Annotated in this window: 22 protein-coding genes, 1 tRNA gene and 1 rRNA gene; 12 read left to right on the top strand and 12 right to left on the bottom strand. The window is 32.4% G+C overall.

Going from position 1 to position 22,249, the window contains the following annotated elements:
• Positions 1-7 precede the first annotated feature (7 nt).
• The 3 genes from ACHRVZ_RS13470 to ACHRVZ_RS13460 form a co-directional block, all read right to left on the bottom strand.
• Positions 8-685, bottom strand: a complete 678-nt coding sequence (locus ACHRVZ_RS13470; protein ID WP_395423097.1) for an SDR family NAD(P)-dependent oxidoreductase — start codon at positions 683-685, stop codon at positions 8-10.
• Between the two features lie 35 nt (positions 686-720).
• The gene (locus tag ACHRVZ_RS13465) at positions 721-1,698 is read right to left on the bottom strand and encodes a M20/M25/M40 family metallo-hydrolase (protein ID WP_395423095.1); all 978 of its coding nucleotides are present in this window, start codon (positions 1,696-1,698) and stop codon (positions 721-723) included.
• Positions 1,699-1,845: 147 nt separating this feature from the next.
• Positions 1,846-2,988: an acyl-CoA dehydrogenase gene (locus ACHRVZ_RS13460; RefSeq protein WP_395423094.1), complete on the bottom strand. Its 1,143-nt coding sequence runs from the start codon at positions 2,986-2,988 to the stop codon at positions 1,846-1,848.
• A 485-nt stretch (positions 2,989-3,473) separates the two neighbouring features.
• Here ACHRVZ_RS13460 and ACHRVZ_RS13455 point away from each other — a divergent pair, with 485 nt between their 5' ends.
• The 3 genes from ACHRVZ_RS13455 to ACHRVZ_RS13445 all read left to right on the top strand — a co-directional run bounded on the left by ACHRVZ_RS13455 (position 3,474) and on the right by ACHRVZ_RS13445 (position 6,584).
• A complete protein-coding gene (locus tag ACHRVZ_RS13455; protein ID WP_395423093.1) occupies positions 3,474-4,049 on the top strand; it encodes a chalcone isomerase family protein in 576 nt (191 codons plus the stop codon).
• Between the two features lie 142 nt (positions 4,050-4,191).
• A complete protein-coding gene (locus ACHRVZ_RS13450) occupies positions 4,192-5,418 on the top strand; it encodes a Glu/Leu/Phe/Val dehydrogenase dimerization domain-containing protein (RefSeq protein WP_395423092.1) in 1,227 nt (408 codons plus the stop codon).
• Between the two features lie 263 nt (positions 5,419-5,681).
• Positions 5,682-6,584 carry an energy transducer TonB gene (locus ACHRVZ_RS13445; protein WP_395423091.1) on the top strand — a complete coding sequence of 301 codons (903 nt, stop codon included), beginning with the start codon at positions 5,682-5,684 and terminating at the stop codon, positions 6,582-6,584.
• Positions 6,585-6,952: 368 nt separating this feature from the next.
• On the opposite strand, the gene ACHRVZ_RS13440 is transcribed toward ACHRVZ_RS13445, so the two are convergent.
• Together ACHRVZ_RS13440 and ACHRVZ_RS13435 are read right to left on the bottom strand one after the other, a co-directional pair.
• Positions 6,953-7,348 carry a biopolymer transporter ExbD gene (locus ACHRVZ_RS13440; protein WP_041516210.1) on the bottom strand — a complete coding sequence of 132 codons (396 nt, stop codon included), beginning with the start codon at positions 7,346-7,348 and terminating at the stop codon, positions 6,953-6,955.
• A gap of 3 nt (positions 7,349-7,351) precedes the next feature.
• Positions 7,352-8,047 (bottom strand): MotA/TolQ/ExbB proton channel family protein, encoded by a 696-nt coding sequence (locus ACHRVZ_RS13435; RefSeq protein WP_395423090.1) that lies wholly within the window; start codon positions 8,045-8,047, stop codon positions 7,352-7,354.
• A 131-nt stretch (positions 8,048-8,178) separates the two neighbouring features.
• Here ACHRVZ_RS13435 and ACHRVZ_RS13430 point away from each other — a divergent pair, with 131 nt between their 5' ends.
• The 5 genes from ACHRVZ_RS13430 (at position 8,179) to ACHRVZ_RS13410 (ending at position 11,247) form a co-directional block, all read left to right on the top strand.
• On the top strand, positions 8,179-9,414 hold the full coding sequence (locus ACHRVZ_RS13430; protein WP_395423089.1) for a bifunctional folylpolyglutamate synthase/dihydrofolate synthase: 1,236 nt from the start codon (positions 8,179-8,181) through the stop codon (positions 9,412-9,414).
• 103 nt (positions 9,415-9,517) lie between these two features.
• Positions 9,518-10,318: a hypothetical protein gene (locus ACHRVZ_RS13425; RefSeq protein WP_395423088.1), complete on the top strand. Its 801-nt coding sequence runs from the start codon at positions 9,518-9,520 to the stop codon at positions 10,316-10,318.
• A gap of 160 nt (positions 10,319-10,478) precedes the next feature.
• A tRNA-Val gene (locus ACHRVZ_RS13420) sits at positions 10,479-10,553 on the top strand.
• 61 nt (positions 10,554-10,614) lie between these two features.
• Complete coding sequence (locus tag ACHRVZ_RS13415; RefSeq protein WP_395423087.1) at positions 10,615-10,866, top strand: GIY-YIG nuclease family protein; 252 nt, start codon at positions 10,615-10,617, stop codon at positions 10,864-10,866.
• 129 nt (positions 10,867-10,995) lie between these two features.
• A complete protein-coding gene (locus ACHRVZ_RS13410; RefSeq protein ID WP_395423087.1) occupies positions 10,996-11,247 on the top strand; it encodes a GIY-YIG nuclease family protein in 252 nt (83 codons plus the stop codon).
• A gap of 200 nt (positions 11,248-11,447) precedes the next feature.
• Here ACHRVZ_RS13410 and ACHRVZ_RS13405 read toward each other — a convergent pair whose 3' ends face one another.
• Complete coding sequence (locus ACHRVZ_RS13405) at positions 11,448-12,815, bottom strand: hypothetical protein (RefSeq protein ID WP_395423086.1); 1,368 nt, start codon at positions 12,813-12,815, stop codon at positions 11,448-11,450.
• 119 nt (positions 12,816-12,934) lie between these two features.
• Complete coding sequence (locus ACHRVZ_RS13400; RefSeq protein ID WP_395423085.1) at positions 12,935-13,864, bottom strand: DUF2268 domain-containing putative Zn-dependent protease; 930 nt, start codon at positions 13,862-13,864, stop codon at positions 12,935-12,937.
• 306 nt (positions 13,865-14,170) lie between these two features.
• On the opposite strand from ACHRVZ_RS13400, the gene ACHRVZ_RS13395 reads away from it, so the two are divergent.
• Entirely contained in the window at positions 14,171-14,566 is a 396-nt protein-coding gene (locus ACHRVZ_RS13395) for a helix-turn-helix domain-containing protein (protein ID WP_395423084.1), read from the top strand.
• Between the two features lie 141 nt (positions 14,567-14,707).
• Here ACHRVZ_RS13395 and ACHRVZ_RS13390 read toward each other — a convergent pair whose 3' ends face one another.
• Positions 14,708-16,273 carry a serine hydrolase gene (locus ACHRVZ_RS13390; RefSeq protein ID WP_395423083.1) on the bottom strand — a complete coding sequence of 522 codons (1,566 nt, stop codon included), beginning with the start codon at positions 16,271-16,273 and terminating at the stop codon, positions 14,708-14,710.
• A 282-nt stretch (positions 16,274-16,555) separates the two neighbouring features.
• Complete coding sequence (locus ACHRVZ_RS13385) at positions 16,556-17,170, bottom strand: Pr6Pr family membrane protein (RefSeq protein ID WP_395423082.1); 615 nt, start codon at positions 17,168-17,170, stop codon at positions 16,556-16,558.
• 230 nt (positions 17,171-17,400) lie between these two features.
• Between ACHRVZ_RS13385 and ACHRVZ_RS13380 the strand changes: the two genes are divergently transcribed.
• The 3 genes from ACHRVZ_RS13380 (at position 17,401) to ACHRVZ_RS13370 (ending at position 20,445) form a co-directional block, all read left to right on the top strand.
• Positions 17,401-17,748 (top strand): winged helix-turn-helix domain-containing protein, encoded by a 348-nt coding sequence (locus ACHRVZ_RS13380; protein WP_395423081.1) that lies wholly within the window; start codon positions 17,401-17,403, stop codon positions 17,746-17,748.
• A 75-nt stretch (positions 17,749-17,823) separates the two neighbouring features.
• The gene (locus ACHRVZ_RS13375) at positions 17,824-19,827 is read left to right on the top strand and encodes a TonB-dependent receptor plug domain-containing protein (RefSeq protein ID WP_395423080.1); all 2,004 of its coding nucleotides are present in this window, start codon (positions 17,824-17,826) and stop codon (positions 19,825-19,827) included.
• Positions 19,828-19,851: 24 nt separating this feature from the next.
• A complete protein-coding gene (locus tag ACHRVZ_RS13370; protein WP_395423079.1) occupies positions 19,852-20,445 on the top strand; it encodes a molybdopterin-dependent oxidoreductase in 594 nt (197 codons plus the stop codon).
• A gap of 95 nt (positions 20,446-20,540) precedes the next feature.
• Here the strand turns inward: ACHRVZ_RS13370 and lpxA are convergent, their stop codons facing one another.
• From lpxA to rrf, 3 genes are all read right to left on the bottom strand, one after another.
• Positions 20,541-21,314 (bottom strand): acyl-ACP--UDP-N-acetylglucosamine O-acyltransferase, encoded by a 774-nt coding sequence (gene lpxA, locus ACHRVZ_RS13365; protein ID WP_395423078.1) that lies wholly within the window; start codon positions 21,312-21,314, stop codon positions 20,541-20,543.
• 64 nt (positions 21,315-21,378) lie between these two features.
• Positions 21,379-21,942 (bottom strand): Crp/Fnr family transcriptional regulator, encoded by a 564-nt coding sequence (locus ACHRVZ_RS13360; protein WP_395423077.1) that lies wholly within the window; start codon positions 21,940-21,942, stop codon positions 21,379-21,381.
• A gap of 226 nt (positions 21,943-22,168) precedes the next feature.
• Positions 22,169-22,249 (bottom strand): 5S ribosomal RNA (gene rrf, locus ACHRVZ_RS13355); the annotation flags it as partial.

The raw sequence follows: 22,249 nt of genomic DNA, 5'->3' as shown, positions 1-22,249 counted from the left end.
TAATTATCTAAGGATTCGTTGAAGAAACCTCTAAAACTTTTCCATTAAAATATTTATTTCCGTTAAGCGTAAAATCATAAATGTAAGTTGCCATTCCTTCGGCAGAAATTGGCGCCTGATATCCAGGAAAAGCTTCATTTAACATTTCAGTTTGAACAGAACCTAAAGCCAGAACGTTAAAGGAGATTCCTTGTTCTTTATATTCTTCTGCCAATAATTCGCTTAAAGTAATTACAGCACCTTTACTTGAACTATAAGCTGCCAAACCTGCAAATTTAAGACTTCCGCGAACGCCACCAATCGAACTGATGGTTACAACATGACTTCCTTTTTGAAGATATGGCAAACAAATTCTGGTAAGATTTGCTACGGCGAAAACATTTACTTTATAAATACTTTCAAAATCAGCCTGAGTTGTTTCCGCAAAAGGCTTCAATAATAAAGCTCCTGCATTATGTACAACTGCATCTACTTTTTTCCAAGTTGAAGATAAAAAGTTATCCACTTCTTGCAAAGTATCTTCATTTGCTAAATCAACTGAAAGACAAGTTATATTTTGATGCTCTAAAAGCGTTTGAGGTATTTTTCTTGAAATAGCCAAAACTTGACGACCCGCATTTGCAAACTGCAAAGCTAATTCGTAACCAATTCCTCTACTGGTTCCGGTAACAATAATATTTTCCATAAGGCAAAAATAAGCAAATACAATAAAAATAAGGATTATTTATTCATTGTAATTTCTTCTGTTTGTGTGGTGGTGATTTTTGTGACAGCCGGTAAAAACTCTTGTATAAAAGATGTTATATGAGGAATATCCATCACTTTAAATTCATCTGAAACATGGTGATAAAAATCAAAATTCTCAAAATCAAACGTACTTATTGACTGACAAGGCTTTTTGAAAACATCATAGAATGAATAATTATCAGATCTGTAAAACAATTCATACTCGGCTTCTTTTGGTAAAAATCCTATTGTTTTTTTTCCGGTATACTCATTTATTTTTTCAGCCATATTCGATTTATCAAAACCTGTAATGTAGGCCAAATAATCGCGCTTCATTGGCACACCAATCATTTCGATATTCAATTGTGCATATAAATTGAAATCTTGTTTTTTTAGTTTTTGAACCAAACTTTTAGATCCCAACAATCCTTTTTCTTCTCCGGCAAAAAACACAAAAAGAATACTGCGTTTGTTTGATTTTGTTTTAGCAAAATATTTCGCCATTTGCGCAACAGCAGTTACACCAGAAGCATCATCATTTGCTCCGTTATTTATTACGTCTGCTTGTTGTTTTTTCTCTAAACCAATATGATCGTAATGAGCGCTTAGAACCACAAACTCTTTTTTTAGTTCAGGATCTGTTCCTTCTAAAACTCCAACAATATTAAAAGCTGGAGATTTAAAATTAGTCAGTGTATCTCGATAAGTAGTAAAATAAGGCTTCACATTATTCTTCTTAAAAAAATCTTCCAGAAATACTGCAGCTTTCTCAATTCCTTTTGTTCCAGTTTCCCTACCTTCTAATTCATCGGAAGAAAGATATTTTAAGAAGTCCGAAACTTCTGTTTCATTTACTTTATACGTAATTTCTAGTGGTTTCGAATTTGATTTAGAGCCTTTTTCGCTTATCGCAGATGGATTTGATTTACAAGCTAAAAAAACAAGCGGTAGAAGAAAGTAAAGTTTTTTCATAAAAATAATATAGGGTTAAGTCAATTTAAAAAGCCAAGTGATTGGTTTAAAAGTGTAAACTTCTGAAAAGTAAAAAAAATAATCGTAAAAAAACCCTTTCGAAGCTAAAAAAGCCGAAAGGGTCCTATTATCTATTTTCAAGAGATTTTATCCTGCGATAACTGATCTTGAAATTACAATTTTTTGAATTTCAGAAGTTCCTTCGTAAATCTGAGTAATTTTTGCATCACGCATAAAACGCTCAACATGGTATTCTTTTACGTAACCATTTCCACCGTGAATCTGAACAGCTTCAACTGCAGTATCCATTGCTACTTGCGAAGCAAATAATTTTGCCATCGCACCACTTACATCATAGTTTCTATGCTGGTCTTTATCCCAAGCTGCTTTCATACATAAATGACGTGCTGCTTCGATATTTACAGCCATATCTGCCAATTTGAAGGCGATCGCCTGATGATTACAAATTTCTGTTCCAAAAGCTTTACGCTCTCTTGAATATTTCAATGCCAACTCGTAAGCTCCAGAAGCGATTCCTAAGGCTTGAGATGCAATACCAATACGACCTCCGGCAAGAGTTTTCATAGCAAACTTGAATCCAAAACCGTCTTCTCCAATTCTATTTTCTTTTGGAACTTTTACATCACTAAACATTAATGAGTGCGTATCAGAACCACGAATTCCCATTTTTTGTTCTTTTGGCCCAATAGAAAAACCTGGCATATCTTTAGTCATGATCAAAGCATTAATTCCTTTATGCTTTAATTCCGGATGAGTTTGTGCAATTACTAAATAAACTGAAGCTGTATTTCCGTTTGTAATCCAGTTTTTAGTTCCATTTACCAAATAATGGTCTCCCATATCAATTGCTGTAGTTTTTTGCGAAGTTGCATCACTACCCGCTTCCGGCTCACTTAAACAAAAAGCTCCGTGAATTTCTCCTGAAGCTAAACCCGGCAAATATTTTTGTTTTTGTTCTTCAGTTCCAAACTCTTGTAAACCCCAGCAAACTAATGAGTTATTTACAGACATCACTACAGAAGCTGACGCATCAACTTTAGAAATTTCTTCCATTGCAATTACATATGAAATTGCATCTAATCCACTTCCTCCGTATTTAGGATCAACCATCATTCCCATGAATCCTAATTGCCCCATTTTTTTAACTTGCTCTGTCGGAAAAATTTGTTTTTCGTCGCGCTCAATAACACCTGGCAACAATTCATTTTGAGCAAAATCTCTTGCTGCTTGTTGAATCATCAAATGTTCTTCGGTAAGATTGAAATCCATAGTATTTTATTGTTTTGTTATTCCTAAACCAAATTTGAAGAAATTTAATTTAGTTGGTGGTTATTTTTGTTTTTTGAATTGCTTTTATTCTAAATGAAAAGGCTTTCAAAGATAATTTTTAAATGTGAAATTAACAATGCACGCATATAAAATTAATAGATTAACAGTGTTTACGATAACGTTTTCGTAATAATATCGAAATTTAGCACGATAGACATCAACTTTGCAATGTTTTCTTTAAAATTTAAGAATAAAACTGCCGATAAAAACAACTAAATTCTAAAGATAAAAAAGATTTCTTTCTTTAAAAAGATTAAACAATCCTTAAAACACGCAAAAGTACGTAAAACATATCTTACTAAATTGATTATTAAACTAATACGTTACACAAAAATAAAAATCAACATAAAAAAACATCATTAACAAGGTTATTAAATTGATAAATTAGCATTATTTTTGCTCAAAAAATATAATATCGACAACACATGAAAAAGATTTTACTTTTACTTACTTTCCTTTTAAGCTTACAATTTTCGACAATTTCAGCCCAAACTCAATTAGAGGTTAATGGCGTTACAGTTCCGAGAAAAATTGAATTTCAAGGCAAATCTTTACAACTTAACGGTGCTGGTGGAAGATCAAAAATGTGGTTAGAAGTTTATGTTCAGGCATTGTATTTATCTCAATTAAGTCAGGATCCTCAATTTATTATTGACAGTGATACTGAAATGGCCATTAGAATCGAAATTACATCATCTATGGTTTCTTCAAACAAATTGACTAAGGCAATGAATACTGGTTTTGAAAAATCAGCAGGAAGCAACCTTCAACAATTGAGACCTAGAATTGAGGAATTCAAGACTTTTTTAAGCGATGCTATTACTGAAAAAGATGTTTTTATTCTAGCATACAATCCGCTTGATCAAACCATCAATGTTTACAAAAACGAAACTTTAAAAGGAAAAGTTTCAGGATTTGATTTCAAAAAAGCATTATTCGGAATCTGGCTTTCAGATAAACCAGTTGACGAAACATTAAAAAAACATTTATTAGGGATATAATTCTTAATTCTTTAAATATTTAAAAAGCCGAAAACGGAATAGTTTTCGGCTTTTCTTTTTTGTTTAATAAATTTGATATGAAATACATTATTCGCATTATTCTATTTCATACTTTTACGCAAACTAAACATATCTCAACAAAATGAAAGATTTATTACAGCAATTTGAAAATAAAGCACCTGAAATTGTTTTTAACTGGAAAGATTCTGAAACAGAAGCTGAAGGATGGACCGTTATTAATTCACTACGTGGAGGAGCTGCAGGTGGAGGAACAAGAATGAGAAAAGGCTTAGATATGAACGAAGTTTTATCATTGGCTAAAACAATGGAAGTAAAATTTTCAGTTTCTGGACCTGCAATTGGAGGCGCTAAATCCGGAATAAATTTTGACCCGAATGACCCTCGTAAAAAAGGAGTTTTGCAACGTTGGTATAAAGCTGTTTCGCCTTTATTAAAAAGTTACTACGGAACCGGTGGAGATTTAAATGTTGACGAGATTCACGAAGTTATTCCTATGACAGAAGAATGTGGTGTTTGGCATCCGCAGGAAGGTGTTTTTAACGGACACTTTAAACCAACTGAAGCAGATAAAATTAATAGAATTGGACAACTACGCCAAGGTGTTATTAAGGTAATAGAAAACCCTAAATTCTCTCCTGACGTAACTAGAAAATATACTGTTGCCGATATGATTACAGGTTATGGCGTTGCCGAAGCTGTTCGTCATTTTTACGCTACTTATGGCGGTGATATTAAAGGCAAAAAAGCAATCGTTCAAGGTTTTGGAAATGTTGGATCTGCAGCTGCTTTTTACTTGGCTGAAATGGGTGCAAAAGTAATTGGAATTATTGACCGTGACGGAGGATTAATTAAAGAAGAAGGTTTTTCTTTTGAAGAAATCAGAACATTGTTCTTAAACAAAGACGGAAACAAATTAGTTGCCGACAATATGATTCCATTCGAAGAAATCAATTCTAAAATATGGACCATTGGTGCTGAAATTTTTACTCCTTGTGCAGCTTCAAGATTGGTTGCTCAATCTCAAATTGACAGCTTAATCGCAAACGGATTAGAAGTTATTTCTTGTGGTGCAAATGTTCCTTTTGCTGACAAGGAAATTTTCTTTGGCTCAATTATGGAAGAAGTAGATCATAAAGTAAGTTTGATTCCAGATTTTATTTCGAACTGTGGAATGGCTAGAGTTTTTGCTTATTTCATGGAGAAAAAAGTTCAAATGACAGATGAAGCGATCTTTAATGATACATCTGAAATTATAAAAAATGCGATTGTTAAGGCTCACGCCTTAAATCCATCAAAAACAAATATCAGCGCAACTGCATTTGAAATTGCATTGAAACAATTAGTGTAATCTTTTTATACTTCTATTTCTAAGCGGGCTAAATTTTAGCTCGCTTTTTTATTTAACCGCAAAGTTCGCAAAGCCGTTTGTTCTAATCTCGCAAAGTCGCAAGGCAAAAAAAAAAAAAAACTTTGCGACTTTGCAAGAAATAATTTAGCATGCCTTGCGTAAAACTTAGCGCACTATGCGGTTAAATTCTCTGTTTGATTGTAAACAATTTTTACTACTTTTAAGCGTTTTTATTAAATACTATTACAAAACTCAGAATCAAAATGACTTTTATAGATTCTTCAGATAAAAAGAAATCACTACTAATATCTACAGCTATATATGCAATCTTGCTGTTGCTTTTATTTTTCATTCGTTTTTGGCCTCCATATAATCCAGAAAACAATGTCGCTCTTGCAGCTGGCGGTGGCGGTGGTGGCGTAACTGTGAATTTTGGAGACAGTGATTTAGGCTCTGGAGCAAATTATAAGAGTGAAGTTTTAGAAGTAAAAAATAACATCAAACAAGCTCCTGCAAAATCAACTCCAGACGAAGCAATCATAACACAAGAAAACTCAACAACTGCAGCAGAAGATGTCATAATCCCTGTAAAGGAAAAACCTAAAAAAACTACACCAATCGTAAAACCGGAAACGAAACCGGTTCCTGAGAAACCAAAAGTTTCGAACTCTACAAACGATGCTTTATCGAGCATTTTAAAAGGATCCAACAAAGGTGGAGATGGAGATGATAAGGTGGCAGGAAATAAAGGAAAATCTAACGGAAGTTTAGGTTCCAATGGATATTACGGCAGCGGAGGTTCTGGTGGCGGAACTGGAGGAGGAAACGGTACAGGAAATGGTATTGGTACAGGAAGCGGTTACGGAGCAGGAAGCGGCGGCGGTTCTGGTGGTGGATCTGGTTATTCTTTAGGAACCAGAAAAGCATTATCGAAACCCGCACCAAAATACACCTGCAACGAAGAAGGAAAAGTAGTTGTTGAAATTACGGTAGATCAAAATGGAAAAACAATTAGTGCTACTCCAGGAATTAAAGGAACAACAAATACGGCACGATGTTTATTAGATCAAGCCAAAATTGCTGCCATGAATACAAAATGGGATGCTGACAGCGACGCACCAGCAAAACAAACTGGGAAAATTATTTATAATTTTAGTTTGAATTAAAAAACGAATTTCACTTTAAACGAATAGAAAAAGGCATTCTGAAATCATCAGAAAGCCTTTTTTATTTTCACCTAGTTTGTCATTTCGACCGAAGGGAGAAATCACACTAGAAACTCCGCAATCAAAACTGAATCTTTGTCGATCATCTGGTGTGATTTCTCCCTTCGGTCGAAATGACATACTTTTTGATTACTTTTCCTAAATCTACCCTCTTTATTCTTTCCTCTTTATTCTCTTTTTTTCCGCGTGAGGGATAGAAGCTAGCTACCGAAGTAGCGCGGATAGCCCGACCGCAATAAAAAAATGGGCGAATCAACGTTATGCTGATTAGCCCATTTTTTTATTGTGGTCACGCCCTAATGAGAATTTTACTTCGGGCTCGTAGCAATCACAAACTTCAAGTTGTTCTTCACTCCTATTTGCAATACGTCAACTAAATCCTGTACTTGTAAATTAAACGGAATTCGAACTACAACGGTTTGCTCTTTGTCTGCTCCTATTTTAGACATTAAACTAGTTTCTAAGTTTTCGAAATCAACTGGTTCTTTGTCGATGTAAAATTTTTTATCTTCGGTAACTGATAAGCTTATTAGTTGTTTGTTTGTTTTTTCGTTTGCTTTCGCTTTTGGCAATGTCATTTTAATAACATTAGGATTCGCAAGTGTTGAAATAATAAGGAAAAACAACAGCAAGAAAAACATAATATCACTTAATGATGAAGTCGCCACTTCGGCATGAAATCTTCTTTTTCTCTTAATAGACATACCTTATGATCTTTGAATTATGTTGACAAATTCTAATATTTGCTTTTGAATTTTTAAAGCAAAATCATCTATTTTTCCGTTCAATAAGTGGTAAGCACTGTAAGCAATAATACCTACAATAAGTCCAGATCCTGAACTGATCATTTTTTCGTACAAACCTCCTGAAATATTTCCGATACTAATATTTTCTGTAACTGAGATACTATAAAAGATCTTAATTACTCCGGAAATTGTTCCAATAAAACCTAAGGTCGGCGCAATACCGGCAATAAGTCCTAAATGACCTAAACGTCTTTCCATTTCACCAATTTCAATATCGGCAGCACGGTCCATATTTGATTCGATTTCAGCAATTGGTCTTCCGATAACTAAAACACCTTCTTTCAAAATATTTCCGGCAGCAGTATCACTTCTTTCAACAATTGTTCTGGCCAATTCAATATTGCCGGCATTTAACTTATCTCCAACATCCTGCATTAATCTGGCATCAATTTTAGATGCTTTACTGATATACAGATAACGCTCTATGATAACATAAAAAGTGTAAAATAATAGGATGGCGATTGGAATCAGGAAAAAACCTCCTTTTAAGATAAATCCTAGAACAGAGATTTCAGTATTTGGTGCAATTTTTTCGATAACTACGTTAGATGCGGCGTTTGCAATGGTATCTGTTTGTAATTGAATGAAAGTAAACATATATTAATTCTGGTTTTTAATAATTAATTCTAAAAAATATTTGAAATTTGCAATAAAGATAATTTTCGCTCTAATATAAAACTAAAAAAAACGAAAATTATTTCAAACGACAACTATTTTATCCAAAATACATGAACTATCAAGAAACTACAAATTGGATGTTTAATCAACTTCCGATGTATCAACTTCAAGGCGCTTCGGCATATAAAGAAGATTTGACCAATATTAAATTATTGGCTGCACATCTTGATCATCCGGAAAAGCAGTTAAAATGTATTCATGTTGCGGGTACAAACGGAAAAGGTTCGACTTCGCATATGCTGGCTTCGGTTTTGCAGGAAGCAGGATATAATGTTGGGTTGTACACTTCGCCCCATTTAAAAGACTTTAGAGAAAGAATAAAAATTAACGGCGAAGAAATTTCGGAAGATTTTGTTTGTGAATTTATCGCAAAACACAAAGGTTTTTTTGAAGCCAATGACATGAGTTTCTTCGAAATGTCTGTAGGTTTAGCTTTCGATTATTTTGCCTCAGAAAAAGTAGACATCGCTATTATTGAAGTTGGTCTTGGCGGAAGATTAGACGCAACAAATATAATCACACCTTTAGTTTCTGTAATTACGAACATCGACCTGGATCATACACAGTTTTTAGGAAATACTCCAGCGGCAATCGCGGGAGAAAAAGCCGGCATTATAAAACCAAATGTTCCGGTTGTTATTGGAGAATATACAACCGAAACGCAACCTGTATTTTTGGCGAAAGCCGAACTAAACAAGGCTGCAATATTTTTTGCTTCAGAATTAATATCAGAAGTTTTTCCGTCGGACTTAATTGGGGATTATCAATTTCATAATAAAAAAACTGTTCAACAAACTATCGCTATTTTAAACAGCCAAAACGAATATAAGGTGTCAGATGAAAATCTAAAAACCGGTTTATTGAAAGTGGTAAAAAATACGGGGTTACAAGGAAGATGGCAACAACTTGGAGAAAACCCAAAAATTATATGTGACACAGCCCACAACAAACATGGATTGGCGGTTGTGATGAATCAGATTCAGAATGAAAACTTTGCGAATCTACATATTGTTTTGGGAGTGGTAAATGATAAAGATCTTGATTCTATTTTACCGTTGTTCCCTAAAAAAGCACAATATTATTTTTGCAGTCCCAATTCGTCCAGAGGATTAAGTACTGAAATACTGCAAGATGCAGCTAAAAAACACAACTTAATTGGAGAAAAATATGATTCTGTAGAAAAAGCTTTTTTGGCAGCAAAGAAAAACGCTACAAAAAACGACTTTATTTATGTAGGCGGAAGTACGTTTGTCGTGGCCGAACTGCCGTTAAATAAGGACAATTAAACTTCAGGTCTAAATCAGGACAAATCACAACCAAAACATCAATTCGTTGAAAATCAATGACTTAAATTTATATAGTTTATAATAATCTAAACAAATTTAAATCATGAAAAAAAGTAACACCCTCGCACTGGGATTCATCGCATTGATGATCTCGGTGGGTGCAAAAATTTGTGCCCAGGAAAAAGAGAAACCTGTATTTATTACAGTAACAACTTTACATCGGAATTTAGCCTCTGATGGGAAAGATTGGAAGAATAGTGAACAAGAGTACTTTGACAAAATTACCAGTAAAAATGACTTGATTATTGGATCAGAAATTCTGACTCATTATTACACCGATGACAATACCGAAATTGTTCTGGTTAACGTTTATAAAACCTGGGAAGATATTGAAAAAGCCGGAGCGCTTAGCGATGAATTAATCAAGAAAAATTGGCCGGATGAAAAAGCAAGAACTGCCTTTTTTGAAAAATATGAAAAATTCTACGCTCCTGCTCACTCAGATGAAATTTATCAAAGTGTAACTTCTGTTGGAAAGAAAGAATATAAAGATCAGACAAAAAAACCAATGATCGTTTATATTCGAAAATCTCAAATAAACCCCGAAGGCAAAGGAAAAAATTTAAAAGAGTTCAATGATAAAATAACATTCAATGACCCTTTTATCAAAGCTTATTATCCGTATCGTCATTCTTGGGGCTCAAATAGTACAGACTTTCTGGAAGCTTTTTTCTATGATTCTCTAGCTGATTTAGAAAAATCAAATGATAAAATAACGGAACTCATAAAATCAACGTGGCCAAAAGAAAAAGACCAAGACGCTTTTTTTGATGAATTACAAAAATCATTTACGGGAAAACATAGTGATTACATCTACAGAAACATTCCGTCTCTCTCGAAATGAAAAATAAATCAAAAAAACAAAGTCATAACAAATTATACCCCAACAACATAGAAAAAACATTAAAAAAACTTTAAATTTTTAGTGCATTTTCTTTGCAGAACTCGAAAACTAGCGTATATTTGCACTCGCAATCACGAAATGATAGCAACCTAGTAAAATAGGGCGATTAGCTCAGCTGGTTCAGAGCACCTCGTTTACACCGAGGGGGTCGGGGGTTCGAACCCCTCATCGCCCACATAAATTCCAAAAACTCCAAAGTCATTTGATTTTGGAGTTTTTTATTTTATATCTATTTCATGAATTTTATCGTTTACATCTTATTTAGTGAAAGCAAAAATAAATTCTATATTGGATTTACTTCCAATTTAGAAGAAAGACTTATTCGTCACAATCAAAAAAGCAAAGGGTTTACAGGAAATGTAAATGACTGGAAAATCGTTTATACTGAAAACTATGAAACAAAAGAAATCGCACATAAAAGAGAATTACAAATTAAATCCTGGAAAAGCAGAATTAAAATCCAAGAATTAATTAAAAATAAGGATTAGCTCAGCCAGTTCAGAGCATTCCGATTTTCAATCGGAAGTGGTCGGGGGTTCGAACCCCTCATCGCCCACCAAAATTCCAAAAACTCCAAAGTCATTTGATTTTGGAGTTTTTTATTTTATATCTATTTCATGAATTTTATCGTTTACATCTTATTTAGTGAAAGCAAAAATAAATTCTATATTGGATTCACTTCCAATTTAGAAGAAAGACTTATTCGTCATAATCAAAAAAGCAAAGGGTTTACAGGAAATGTAAATGACTGGAAAATCGTTTATACTGAAAACTATGAAACAAAAGAAATCGCGCATAAAAGAGAATTACAAATTAAATCCTGGAAAAGCAGAATAAAAATCCAAGAATTAATTAAAAATAAGGATTAGCTCAGCAAGTTCAGAGCATTCCGATTTTCAATCGGAAGTGGTCGGGGGTTCGAACCCCTCATCGCCCACCAAGAAACTCCTTAAGAAATTAAGGAGTTTTTTTATGCTTATGATTTACAAATCTTAGAGTAGGAATGCGAAGTCAATGAGATTCTCGTAAAGCACTTTATAAGAAGTCTTATTAGAGGTAAGTTTTTTTTTTACAATTTATTAAAAAGCACTTCAACAGTAGACTCTTTTTGATTTAATACGATCAGCTGACTTTTATCTTCTAAAAATACTTTGATTGCAAATTCTTTATCTGCTTTAATTTTCAGATCCTTTAACTCTACAAACTTACTTTTTACCAGTTTAAGTTTTTCTGCATTGTTTTTTGAAATGATAATTACCTTGGTTAAAGGTGTTTGTTTCATTTTTTCAATACTATTAACTGTTATTTGATCTTCATATTCTGTTCTGGAACGATAACGAAACATTTTGTGTATTACATTAAAATCATTTTCATTTTCACTCAGTACATATCTATAAGTCATAATATTATCAAGCTCATTTATCCAATTAGGAAAATTTTCTTCATAAATCCTGATATAAGCATCAATAAAATTTTTATCAATAGATTTCTTTTGGTCAATATATGCTACGACTAACGGATAAATTTTCTTTGCCATAAGGTTGATATATTTTTTATTATACCAATCTCCAGTGTCAATTTTTCCATCTAATTGTTCGTAAACATAGCCATTCCCTAATGCAGTTGCCAAAACCTCATTCATAAGCTGATAAGCATAATTACTGCATTTTGATTTGCTTTCTTTAAAATATGTATCTATTTCTGTTTTTACTGCAAGCGATTGTTCGTCATAAATTATATGATAAGTTTCGTGCAACATCACACTAAACAAATCTTTGTATGAATTTAAATCGGTTTGTACGGCACTGATGAAATTATTACAAAATGCCTGCGCAGTAAATCCCTTAGAATTTGGCAATGGATAAAAAGCTATTTCAAACGGAATGGAGTTATCCCAACTTGAATTATAAAACAATAGTCCCGTTTCAAAATAGTTTTCTATATGATGTTCATTAGAATATTTTTTAATGCCATCAAGCTGTTTTTCAAATTTCTCTTTGTTCGGATTATAAATTAGTTCATTATAAATTGGTGTAAATTCTGAAATACTTTCTGCCAGATCAATTAATGTTTTATTGGGAATAAAGCCTATAGAACGAGCTTTGAAATCGTTTAGATTATCAGTTTCGATCATATTCTTTTTTAGAAGATCTTGCGCTTGCATCGTCTTTTTTGAGCCGTACGGAAACTCCTCAAATCGATAGCTATAATCAAATGCTAATTTGTCAAATTTTGAAATTATGGCAGTATATTTTTCAATGTTATATTTTGATTTTTGAAATTCAGTTTTGAAAACATTTTCAGGGTAATTTTCAGAAAGATTTTGCAAAAAAACAAAAACGGCCAACTGCTCAGAATATTTAATATTAAAAGTTGCCTTTTGACCAAATGTCATCGTTGTCAAAAATAAAATGGGTAGTAAAATTATATTCTTCATATCATTTGTTAAGGTTCGTAGCGCCAAGTAGTATTTCAATTATTTGCTCTTTTAGTTATAAATTCTATGCAAAAAAAATCAAGTTTCTGTGTCAAATTCCAGCTTCGACTTCTGTTTTATTATTTAAAAAACTCTTCAAAACTTCCTCTTTTTGCTTTTTGATAATTTTCAATATATACATCTAAAAAACCACTTTGCTTTAAAAATTGCATTGGATCTTTTATATTTAGTATTTCTTCGATTGCTTTTTGTTTATCTTTCTGTTTATTGAAATACGATTCTATTATTTTATAACCCATCCAATATCCTAAATCATTTGGTCTGTCATCTTTCTTGGAGGTTTCATATAACCAGTCTTTATAATCAGGATTTTTTAATCTTGCTACAAATTCCTGACATAATTTATCCAGGTTTTGATCTCCATAATTATATTCAAACTTACTTATTTGTTCTCCTGAAATAAGCTCACCAATGAAATCAGCGCCTCCTTCCATCAAACACCATTTCAGTAACATATCTTTGCCTTCAATTTTTTGTTGATAGTGAATAAGTTCGTGTGCGATTAAACCTGAAACGCCATCCAGATTTTTAAGCTTTTCTGTTCCAATAATAATTCCGTCGGGAGAAGAAGTTCCGCCTGAATTAAATCTTCCATAGACAAAATAAATTGGAGGAAACTTTGCTTTTGGATACCAATATTTCAATGCACTATAAATGGCTCTTACTCTCTTTTCCTTAGACGAAATACCATCTAAAACATTTCTTGAAAGTTCATAATCTGCTTTTCTTTTCTTCACAACAGCAAAAAGAGAATCGGCATTGATTATTCTGTTTTCGGTAAATCCTTTAACACCCGGAGAACCTTTTTGCATATATTCAATAAACGGATTTTGTTTTGCTTTGTCCATTTTGTCAAATGCTTCCCAAAAATTTTTTGAATCTTTTGTTTCAAAAACGGCATCTAAAGGATTATCAGAAAAATTACTTTGCGCAAAAATAAAATTAGAAAAAGTAATAAAAAATGTTATGACAATAAGATTCTCTTTCATCTCTGATAATTTTTAAAGATTTTTAGTTGTTTTGCTGAATAATTTGATTTTTCTCCAAACGAATATAAGAAATATTTTCACCATAATTTATTAACCTTTTTAAGATGAATAAAAATGATTCTTCGTTATCCTCTTGTTGAAATTTTCTTTAAATCGTTTAGAAAATGATCTGTAAACAAGTTTATAAGACTCACCCAGAAACGGCTTAAAGGATTAAGGAGTTCTTTATATAATTGTATTTCACAATTTCAAACCTGTTTTTTACCAAATGGGAAATTTCTGAGAAATTTTAAATATCTTTGAATTATGAGCACACTATTAAAACCAAATCACATAGGGCGAAAAATTAGCCGTATTCGTGAACTTCGAGACATGAAACAAGAAGCTTTGGCGCAAGCTTTAGGAATAAGTCAACAAACTGTTTCTACTATTGAAAACAGCGAAACAATAGATGATGAAAAACTTATAGAAATAGCTAAAGTACTCGGGGTTACAGTTGAAGCAATTAAAAACTTCTCTGAAGAAGCTGTTTTAAATATTATTAATAATACATTTAATAGTCATGACAACTCAACAATAAATGCAATTAATGTTCAACCTACCTTCAATCCGCTTGACAAAATTGTTGAACTATACGAACGTTTAGTTCAGGCAGAAAAAGATAAAGTCGAATATCTGGAAAAAATAGTAAAAGGAAAATAACCTTTTAAAAAAGTAAAAACTCCTTAATTTCTTAAGGAGTTTTTTTATGTCTTATTTAAAAAAAACTAATCGATCCAACTCTTTGTTATAGATGAGAATGAAAAATTCATCTATACAAAAGCATAGATTAACGGATAAATTTTACTTCGCAACTCTTTTTAAATCCAGATCTTGAAAGTCAAAACTAAAATCGATATTTGGCGAAATCCCTTTCATTTGAATTGACTGTGCTTTGCCCATTTCGTCAAGCGAAAACATAGCAAAAGCATCACAATTCATTGCCTGATATTCCCATTTTATAGCAAATGTATTCGCATTATAAAATGCCATTGGCCCGTTTAGTTTTGGTGAACGATAAGATTTAAACCATAATTGTTTGTCCTTTTCAAACACTTCAATTTTCCCAAACCATTTATCTTCATATACCCCTACAAAATCTTCATTTTTTACTTTTACATTTTTTACAGATTTTACTTTTTCCCAGACTTTTTTAGTCACATCATCACCTGTATCTTTCCCCTGCTTCATCCAATCAGCTATTTTATCGGTCCAGCCAAAATCATCCAAACCTAAGTAACTGTCCGAAATAGTATTTGTAACTGCTGAGAAAAGTCCGCCACCACCATTTTCAGTATTGGTCAAAATTACAATACCCAGATTTAGATCTGGATACATTGTCACAACAGATAACATACCAGGTAAACCACCAGTATGCGAAACTTTTAAATTTCCTTTCACATCTGATAATCCCCAACCTAGACCATAACCATCAAAATGCGAACTATATCTAGGATTTCTATCAACTTCTTCGACTGTATGAATACGCCACATTTCATCATGGTTTTCTAAAGAAAATAATGTTGAATTTAAATCGGCTCCATATTTACCTTTATTCAGACCAACCATCATCCATTTAGACATATCAGCAACGTTAGAGTAAATTCCGCCCGCAGCACTATTTATCTGAACCCCCATTCCTTCGATTGTTTTTATAGTTCCTGATTCAGAAGAATGAGATGTTGCCATATTTGTTTTATCCTTTATAAAACTACTTCCTGCAAAAGTATTGTTCATTTGCAATGGCTCAATAATTCGCTTTTGTACAAATGCCTCATAACTCATCCCGCTAACTCTCGCAATTACTTCTCCCGCTACGATGTAAAGCAAATTATCATAATCAAATTTGGTTCTAAAGGCCGAAACCGGCTTAAAATGCTGAAAACTGGTCACAACATCCTTAATCGTAAAATTTGAACCATCAGGAAAAAACATCAAATCACCAACGCCTAATCCTAATCCGCTGCGATGCGTTAGTAAATCTTGTATGTTAAAATTCTCAGTTACATAATCATTATACATTTTGAATTCAGGAATGAAATCTTTGACTTTATCTGTCCAATTCAATTTACCCTCGTCCTCCAAAATCGAAAGTGCTGCTGCAGTAAATGCTTTACTATTCGATGCAATTTGAAAATTAGTATATTCGTTTACAGCTTTTTTTGTTTCGACAGAGGTAACTCCATATCCTTTTTGGTGAATTATTTTTCCATCTTTAACAACCGCAATTGATGCTCCCGCTACTTTAAATTTTTTCAAGGCATCTTCCATTAAAGAATCAATTTTTGAAGACGTCACTTGAGCAAATGTTGGAATAATTGTAAAACAAATAAAGAGCAGTGATGCTAAAAATGGTAATGTTTTTTTCATGTTAATTACTTTGTGTCAATGTTAGTTTATCTAATTTAACTGTATATAAAATAATAACTACACTCCTTAATTATAAGGAATTCTCATCAAAATTTAAAATTCAATCTCAGCTAATATAAGAAATATCTTTATTCTAAATAGTCAATCAATTCAAGTTAATTTAGGACTTATCAACACTGTTTTTTCACTTATATCAAAAAAAATATCCTTCTAATAATTACTTTTCATTGAACTAAAATGGTTCTTCTAAAAAATAATTATCATATAAATCGATAATCAGCATCATTTTTTCGCTCTGTTATTTAAGGAAATCAAGGATAAACCAGCAACAAAAAATAAAAAAATCATGGCAACAACATTGATAAAAACTTTTTCATAGCCAATATTCATGGCATTTAAAAAAGGATAAGGATACCAATTTACGATTGCACCACGAATTAAAGAATAAATGAGATAACATATAGGGAAGAAAGTCCAGTAAATGCCATTCTTCCAATTTAATTTCTCTTTTGGAGAAAAGATCAACCAATACAAAATGTACAAAATCGGGTTTAATACGTGAAGCATGTTATCAACTACAAACTGCCATCCGGTTACGACCCACAATCCTCTAAGAACAATATTGTAAACAACTCCAACAATTAATATATAAAGCGCTATTGCTGTTTGAACTGAATTACTTAAAAAAAACAAACCTATTCTTGTTTTTGACATAAAAGTGGAGAACGTTAAACATAAAGCGATTAGCAAATTAGATAAAACTGTAAAATAACTAAAAAAATTAAGTACACTCCCCTCTGTAAGATAGAGCTGAAATACAATAGCGACCCATGCAAAAAACAGCACAATTGAAGCAGAAAAAACTTTAGCCTTTAATTCTACATTTAAACTACTCATAATCTATCATTTAAAGGATTTTATTAATCTGATTTCAAGTTTGAAATTTCCCCACAATTAGGTACTGAAAATCAAATATAAAACAATTCAAAAAACAAAATTACATTAATGATTAAAAAATAAGGTCGTGAACATGTGTTTATATACGTATAAATACTTAATATTGCATATGTATAAATACTTATATTATTGATTTAATTAAAAACAAAAGTTTCTAATAAACAACATCAATGGCACAAAACAAAAAATACAATATTGAAGTTCGTCTTTGGATTGAAGAAACTGAAGGTCCATTTTTAGGAATTGGAAAAATTTGGCTTCTCGAAAACATCAGAAAAACAGGATCTATAACCAATGCCGCAAAGGAAATGAAAATGGCTTACCGTCAAGCTTGGCAATTAGTAGAAGAAATGAATCAACGCTCTGAAAAAACATTAGTAGAAAAACTTCTTGGAGGAAAAGGCGGAGGCGGCGCAAAACTAACTGAAGCGGGAGAAAAGGCTATCGAAGTTTTTTATGAAATCGAAAAACGGATAAAAGATTTTGCACAAAAAGAAACTCAGAACCTAAAGTTTTAAAAAATTAAATAACCAAAACCAATCTTTTTAACCATCAGTATTCATTTTAAAACATACTGAAAATAATTTTAAATTATGAAACTACGAATTATTACATTTTTACTATTTCCCTTTGCCGTCTTTTGTCAGCAAAACAATTCAAACCAAACAGATTCATTGAAGACATCCAACATTTTCATTCTAGGAGAAGTCATTATAACAAATCACAAAGACAAAGACACTCTTAACAGAATCACTTCAAAAACAATGGAATCTTATAATAAAATGGAAGTTTCCGCGGCTTTAAACTTGCTTCCTGGAATTACTCTAACTTCTTCCGGGCCACGAAATGAATCAATGGTAGCAGTTCGCGGTTTTGACTTAAGGCAAGTTCCCGTATATATGGACGGAATTCCTGTTTATGTTCCATATGATGGTTATGTCGATCTGGCTCGCTTTACCACATTTGATCTTGCTGCAATTGATGTTTCAAAAGGTTTCTCTTCTGTTTTATACGGCCCAAATTCACTTGGCGGAGCAATTAACCTTGTTTCAAGAAAACCTTCTAAAAAACTAGAATATGATGGCTCTTTAGGAATGATAAATACGAACGGATATAAAGGAAATCTAAATATCGGAAGCAATTTAGGGAAATTATATATTCAGGCTGGCTATTCTTATTTTGATCGAAATTCTTTTCGAATGTCATCAAATTATCATCCGTCAAAAAATGAAGATGGCGGACAACGAGACAATTCTTACCGTACTGATCAAAAAATTAGTTTTAAAATTGGATGGACTCCAACCAAAAAAAGTGAATACGCAATTGGATACATTAATCAACAAGGAGAAAAAGGAAATCCCGTTTATACCGGAAACGATATACAGAATCCTCTTTATTCTAAACCACGATATTGGCAATGGCCCAATTGGGATAAAGAAAGTTATTACTTTATTTCTAACTCAAATTTAGACGCCAAGAACAGCTTTAAAACCAGATTGTACTTTGATCGTTTCAAAAACACATTAGATAGCTATGATGATGATAAGTACACTACACAAACAAAAGCCTACGCATTTGAAAGCATTTACAATGATTACACATATGGCGGGAATTTAGAATACAATACACAACTTATTCCGAAAAACGATTTTAAAATTGCATTTCACTTTAAAGAAGATGTGCATCGCGAAAATAATGTTGGCGAACCAGTTCGACACTTTATTGACAATACTATTTTGGTGGGCGTAGAAGATGTTTACAGCATAAATCAAAAATTAACTTTAATTCCAAGTGTCAGCTATAACATTCGCAAAAACAAAGAAGCCGAAGATTATAATAGTACGACAAAAGTAATCTCAAATTATCCTGCTGCAGCTGCAAGCGATGCTTTTAATGTACAAGTTGGCCTATTTTATCAATTGAATAAGTATCAGAAATTAGGTGCCACAGTCTCACAAAAAACAAGATTCGCAACGATAAAAGACCGTTATTCTTATAGAATGGGAACAGCAATTCCTAATCCGGATTTAAAACCAGAAAAAGCAATAAATTACGAAATAAACTATACCGTAACAGCTTTGAACAAATTAACTTTTCAAACGGCTCTATTTTACAGCTCTCTAACTAATGCAATTTTAAATGTAAGCAATATCACTCCCGGAAAATCTCAAATGCAAAATTTTGGTGAAGCGGAGTACATCGGCCTCGAAGCACAATTAAACTACACTGTACTTAATAATCTATCTTTAAATCTTAACTACACTTATATAGAGCGAAACAACTTAACAAATCCAACAATTCATTTCACAGATGTTCCAAATACCAAAGCGGTGGCGAATGTCGAATATCAACCCATTAAAGTAATAAGACTAATAGCCAATGCAGAATTCAATTCTTCAAGATTTAGTACAAGTTACGGAACAAGAGTTCCTGATTACACTTTGTTAAATTTCTATAGTTCAGCTAAAATCGCAAAAAAAATAACCCTGGATGCAGGTATAAATAATATATTCGATAAAAATTATAGTCTCGTAGAAGGTTATCCGGAAGAAGGACGTAATTTCTTTATTACTTTACGCTTTTCTAGCTCAAACTAATTAAAATATTATACCAAAATAGTTATGAAATTACAAACTTATATCGTCATTCTATTTATTTCGATGACATCGATCATGTGCAACTCTTCAAAAAAAGAAGAACATGATACCACAAAAAAAAGCTCAAAAATAGAAAAAGAAACTTGCGCATCTCCAGCAACTGCAACAGATAGTCTTAAACTTGTAAATCACCAAATTGAAATAAAGGGAGAAGTAGAAACTACTTTGCACTTAACAATCGATTCTTTACGAAAAATGAAAGTTGCTACTATTACCAATTTTAAAGTAGTTTGCCAAAGTGGTGAAGTAAAAAAAGATGACAAAATTTGCAAAGGAGTGCTATTAAAAGATATACTCCAAAAAGCAAAGATTAAACAAAACGGACATAAAGATCGAAATTTCTACATTGTAGCCAGAGCATCGGACAATTACAAAGCAACCTTTTCATGGGCCGAAATCTTCAACAATCCTACAGGAGAAAATACCTATGTACTATTTGAAGAGAATGGAAAACCAGTCAAAAATGGCGAAATGATTCTAATTTGCAAAAACGATATCAAAACAGGACCACGCCATGTATATTGGTTAAAAAGTATAGAAGTATACAAAGTCAAATAATTCTAAAAAATATAGTTGATACATAGACTTCATGAGAAATTGTGAAGTCTTATTCTTTTACAACTCGCCACTACACAATCGAATCAATAATTTCATTAAAAAATAGAACCTTTTATAATTCCGCGGGACGATTGTTCAATAAAATTTAAAATCAAATCACGTTCTTCTGTTTGCATAAATTGATCTCTAATCATTCGTAGAGCAAAAGAAATATTATGACGTTCCTGAAAAATTATCCGATAAATTTCTTTCAATTCTTCAATTTTATAAAGTTCAAAACCTCGTCTTTTCAAACCAACGATATTCAATCCTGCATAAGCTAAAGGATCCCTTGCAGCCAGCACATATGGCGGAACATCTTTAACAACGCGACTCATTCCTGTAATCATACTATGCTCGCCAATAACTGAAAATTGATGTATTGCAGTTAACCCACTAATATTAGCCCAATTCCCAACAATAACCTCACCAGCCATTCCAACATTAAATCCAATAACACAATTATCAGCGATAAAACAATCGTGGCCAATATGAGCATTTGCCATAATCAAATTATTATCGCCAATTCTAGTTTTCCCTTTTGATTTAGTTCCTTTATTTATTGTTACAAATTCTCTAACAACAGTACCTGTTCCAATTTCTAAAAAAGTTTCTTCACCATTATATTTTAAATCTTGAGGAATCCCACCTAAAACAGCACCAGAATGTATCTGACAGTTGTCACCAATCTTACTTCCGCTTAAAATACTGACATTGTTCCCAATCCAGGTATTATTACCGACTATAACATCATTTTCGATAGTAGTAAAATTCCCTACGGAAACATTCTTACCAATAATAGCAGTTTTTCCAATAACAGTATTCTTCAATATATTTCATTTAATTATTGATGCAAATATTGAGAAAAAATAAATCAGTTTTTTTGATGTAATATCAAGTAATCGCAGCCCTTATTCTACTCAGGGTCTCTTGACTAACACCAATGAGAGATGCTATATGTTTTAATTTAGCCCTAAGAATAATTTGCGGAAACGATTTTAGTAAAAATGAATACTTTTCTTGTGCGTTCATAATCCTAAATAAATAGTGAAACTCATTAATCTTAGAAAGATATAGTCGAAGTTGATTAAGATGAAATTTAGAAAATAAAGGGTATTGCAGTAAAACCTGTTCATCTGAATAAGATAATGAATAAACTACAGTTTCTTCACAAGTTTGAAGATTCTCAAAAGAAGGCTTTTGTTCAAAAAAACTACTCAACGAAGTAACAAATTGATTATCGGTATAAATCCATTTAGTAACCTCTATTTCATTTTCTAAACAGAATCTACGAACAGTCCCAGATTGAATAAAATACACCTTTGAGCATACTTTACCTTCCTGAGCTATAAATTCTCCTTTCTTAAACTTTTCTTTAACAAAATATCTTCTTATCGCTTCTTCAGTTTCAAAATCGAGTTCTTGAAAACTCTTTATTGTATCAATCAATTCTGTCATACTTCAGGTTATTATCAAAACAAATTTAGTGAAAGATACTCCATTTACTGACGGGTTTTGTTCTACAAATGATATTTACAAAGAAGATCAAAGAAGTATATAAAAGCGCTTATGACAGATCCCGATAATAGAAAAAGATCGATTCTAAACTTAAACCAGAACTCTTTTAAAATAAAAACATATATAACGCAAAAAACCCTATCCGAATTGGATAGGGTTTTTAAAAGAAAGGCGACGACATACTCTCCCACATAACTGCAGTACCATCTGCGCAGGCGGGCTTAACTACTCTGTTCGGGATGGGAAG

This window comes from Flavobacterium sp. FlaQc-57 (assembly GCF_044007395.1).
GTDB lineage: Bacteria > Bacteroidota > Bacteroidia > Flavobacteriales > Flavobacteriaceae > Flavobacterium.
This window is presented reverse-complemented; position numbering and strand designations above follow the sequence as displayed.

Excerpts from the sequence above, each read along its gene's own strand:
- ACHRVZ_RS13470 (WP_395423097.1), bottom strand. The coding sequence starts at position 685 with ATGGAAAATATTATTGTTACCGGAACCAGTAGAGGAATTGGTTACGAA.
- ACHRVZ_RS13430 (WP_395423089.1), top strand. The coding sequence starts at position 8,179 with ATGAACTATCAAGAAACTACAAATTGGATGTTTAATCAACTTCCGATG.
- ACHRVZ_RS13445 (WP_395423091.1), top strand. The coding sequence starts at position 5,682 with ATGACTTTTATAGATTCTTCAGATAAAAAGAAATCACTACTAATATCT.
- ACHRVZ_RS13400 (WP_395423085.1), bottom strand. The coding sequence starts at position 13,864 with ATGAAAGAGAATCTTATTGTCATAACATTTTTTATTACTTTTTCTAAT.
- ACHRVZ_RS13440 (WP_041516210.1), bottom strand. The coding sequence starts at position 7,348 with ATGTCTATTAAGAGAAAAAGAAGATTTCATGCCGAAGTGGCGACTTCA.
- ACHRVZ_RS13380 (WP_395423081.1), top strand. The coding sequence starts at position 17,401 with ATGGCACAAAACAAAAAATACAATATTGAAGTTCGTCTTTGGATTGAA.
- ACHRVZ_RS13425 (WP_395423088.1), top strand. The coding sequence starts at position 9,518 with ATGAAAAAAAGTAACACCCTCGCACTGGGATTCATCGCATTGATGATC.
- ACHRVZ_RS13455 (WP_395423093.1), top strand. The coding sequence starts at position 3,474 with ATGAAAAAGATTTTACTTTTACTTACTTTCCTTTTAAGCTTACAATTT.
- ACHRVZ_RS13385 (WP_395423082.1), bottom strand. The coding sequence starts at position 17,170 with ATGAGTAGTTTAAATGTAGAATTAAAGGCTAAAGTTTTTTCTGCTTCA.
- ACHRVZ_RS13465 (WP_395423095.1), bottom strand. The coding sequence starts at position 1,698 with ATGAAAAAACTTTACTTTCTTCTACCGCTTGTTTTTTTAGCTTGTAAA.
- ACHRVZ_RS13410 (WP_395423087.1), top strand. The coding sequence starts at position 10,996 with ATGAATTTTATCGTTTACATCTTATTTAGTGAAAGCAAAAATAAATTC.
- ACHRVZ_RS13360 (WP_395423077.1), bottom strand. The coding sequence starts at position 21,942 with ATGACAGAATTGATTGATACAATAAAGAGTTTTCAAGAACTCGATTTT.
- ACHRVZ_RS13435 (WP_395423090.1), bottom strand. The coding sequence starts at position 8,047 with ATGTTTACTTTCATTCAATTACAAACAGATACCATTGCAAACGCCGCA.
- ACHRVZ_RS13395 (WP_395423084.1), top strand. The coding sequence starts at position 14,171 with ATGAGCACACTATTAAAACCAAATCACATAGGGCGAAAAATTAGCCGT.
- ACHRVZ_RS13370 (WP_395423079.1), top strand. The coding sequence starts at position 19,852 with ATGAAATTACAAACTTATATCGTCATTCTATTTATTTCGATGACATCG.
- ACHRVZ_RS13460 (WP_395423094.1), bottom strand. The coding sequence starts at position 2,988 with ATGGATTTCAATCTTACCGAAGAACATTTGATGATTCAACAAGCAGCA.
- ACHRVZ_RS13375 (WP_395423080.1), top strand. The coding sequence starts at position 17,824 with ATGAAACTACGAATTATTACATTTTTACTATTTCCCTTTGCCGTCTTT.
- ACHRVZ_RS13405 (WP_395423086.1), bottom strand. The coding sequence starts at position 12,815 with ATGAAGAATATAATTTTACTACCCATTTTATTTTTGACAACGATGACA.
- ACHRVZ_RS13450 (WP_395423092.1), top strand. The coding sequence starts at position 4,192 with ATGAAAGATTTATTACAGCAATTTGAAAATAAAGCACCTGAAATTGTT.
- ACHRVZ_RS13415 (WP_395423087.1), top strand. The coding sequence starts at position 10,615 with ATGAATTTTATCGTTTACATCTTATTTAGTGAAAGCAAAAATAAATTC.
- ACHRVZ_RS13390 (WP_395423083.1), bottom strand. The coding sequence starts at position 16,273 with ATGAAAAAAACATTACCATTTTTAGCATCACTGCTCTTTATTTGTTTT.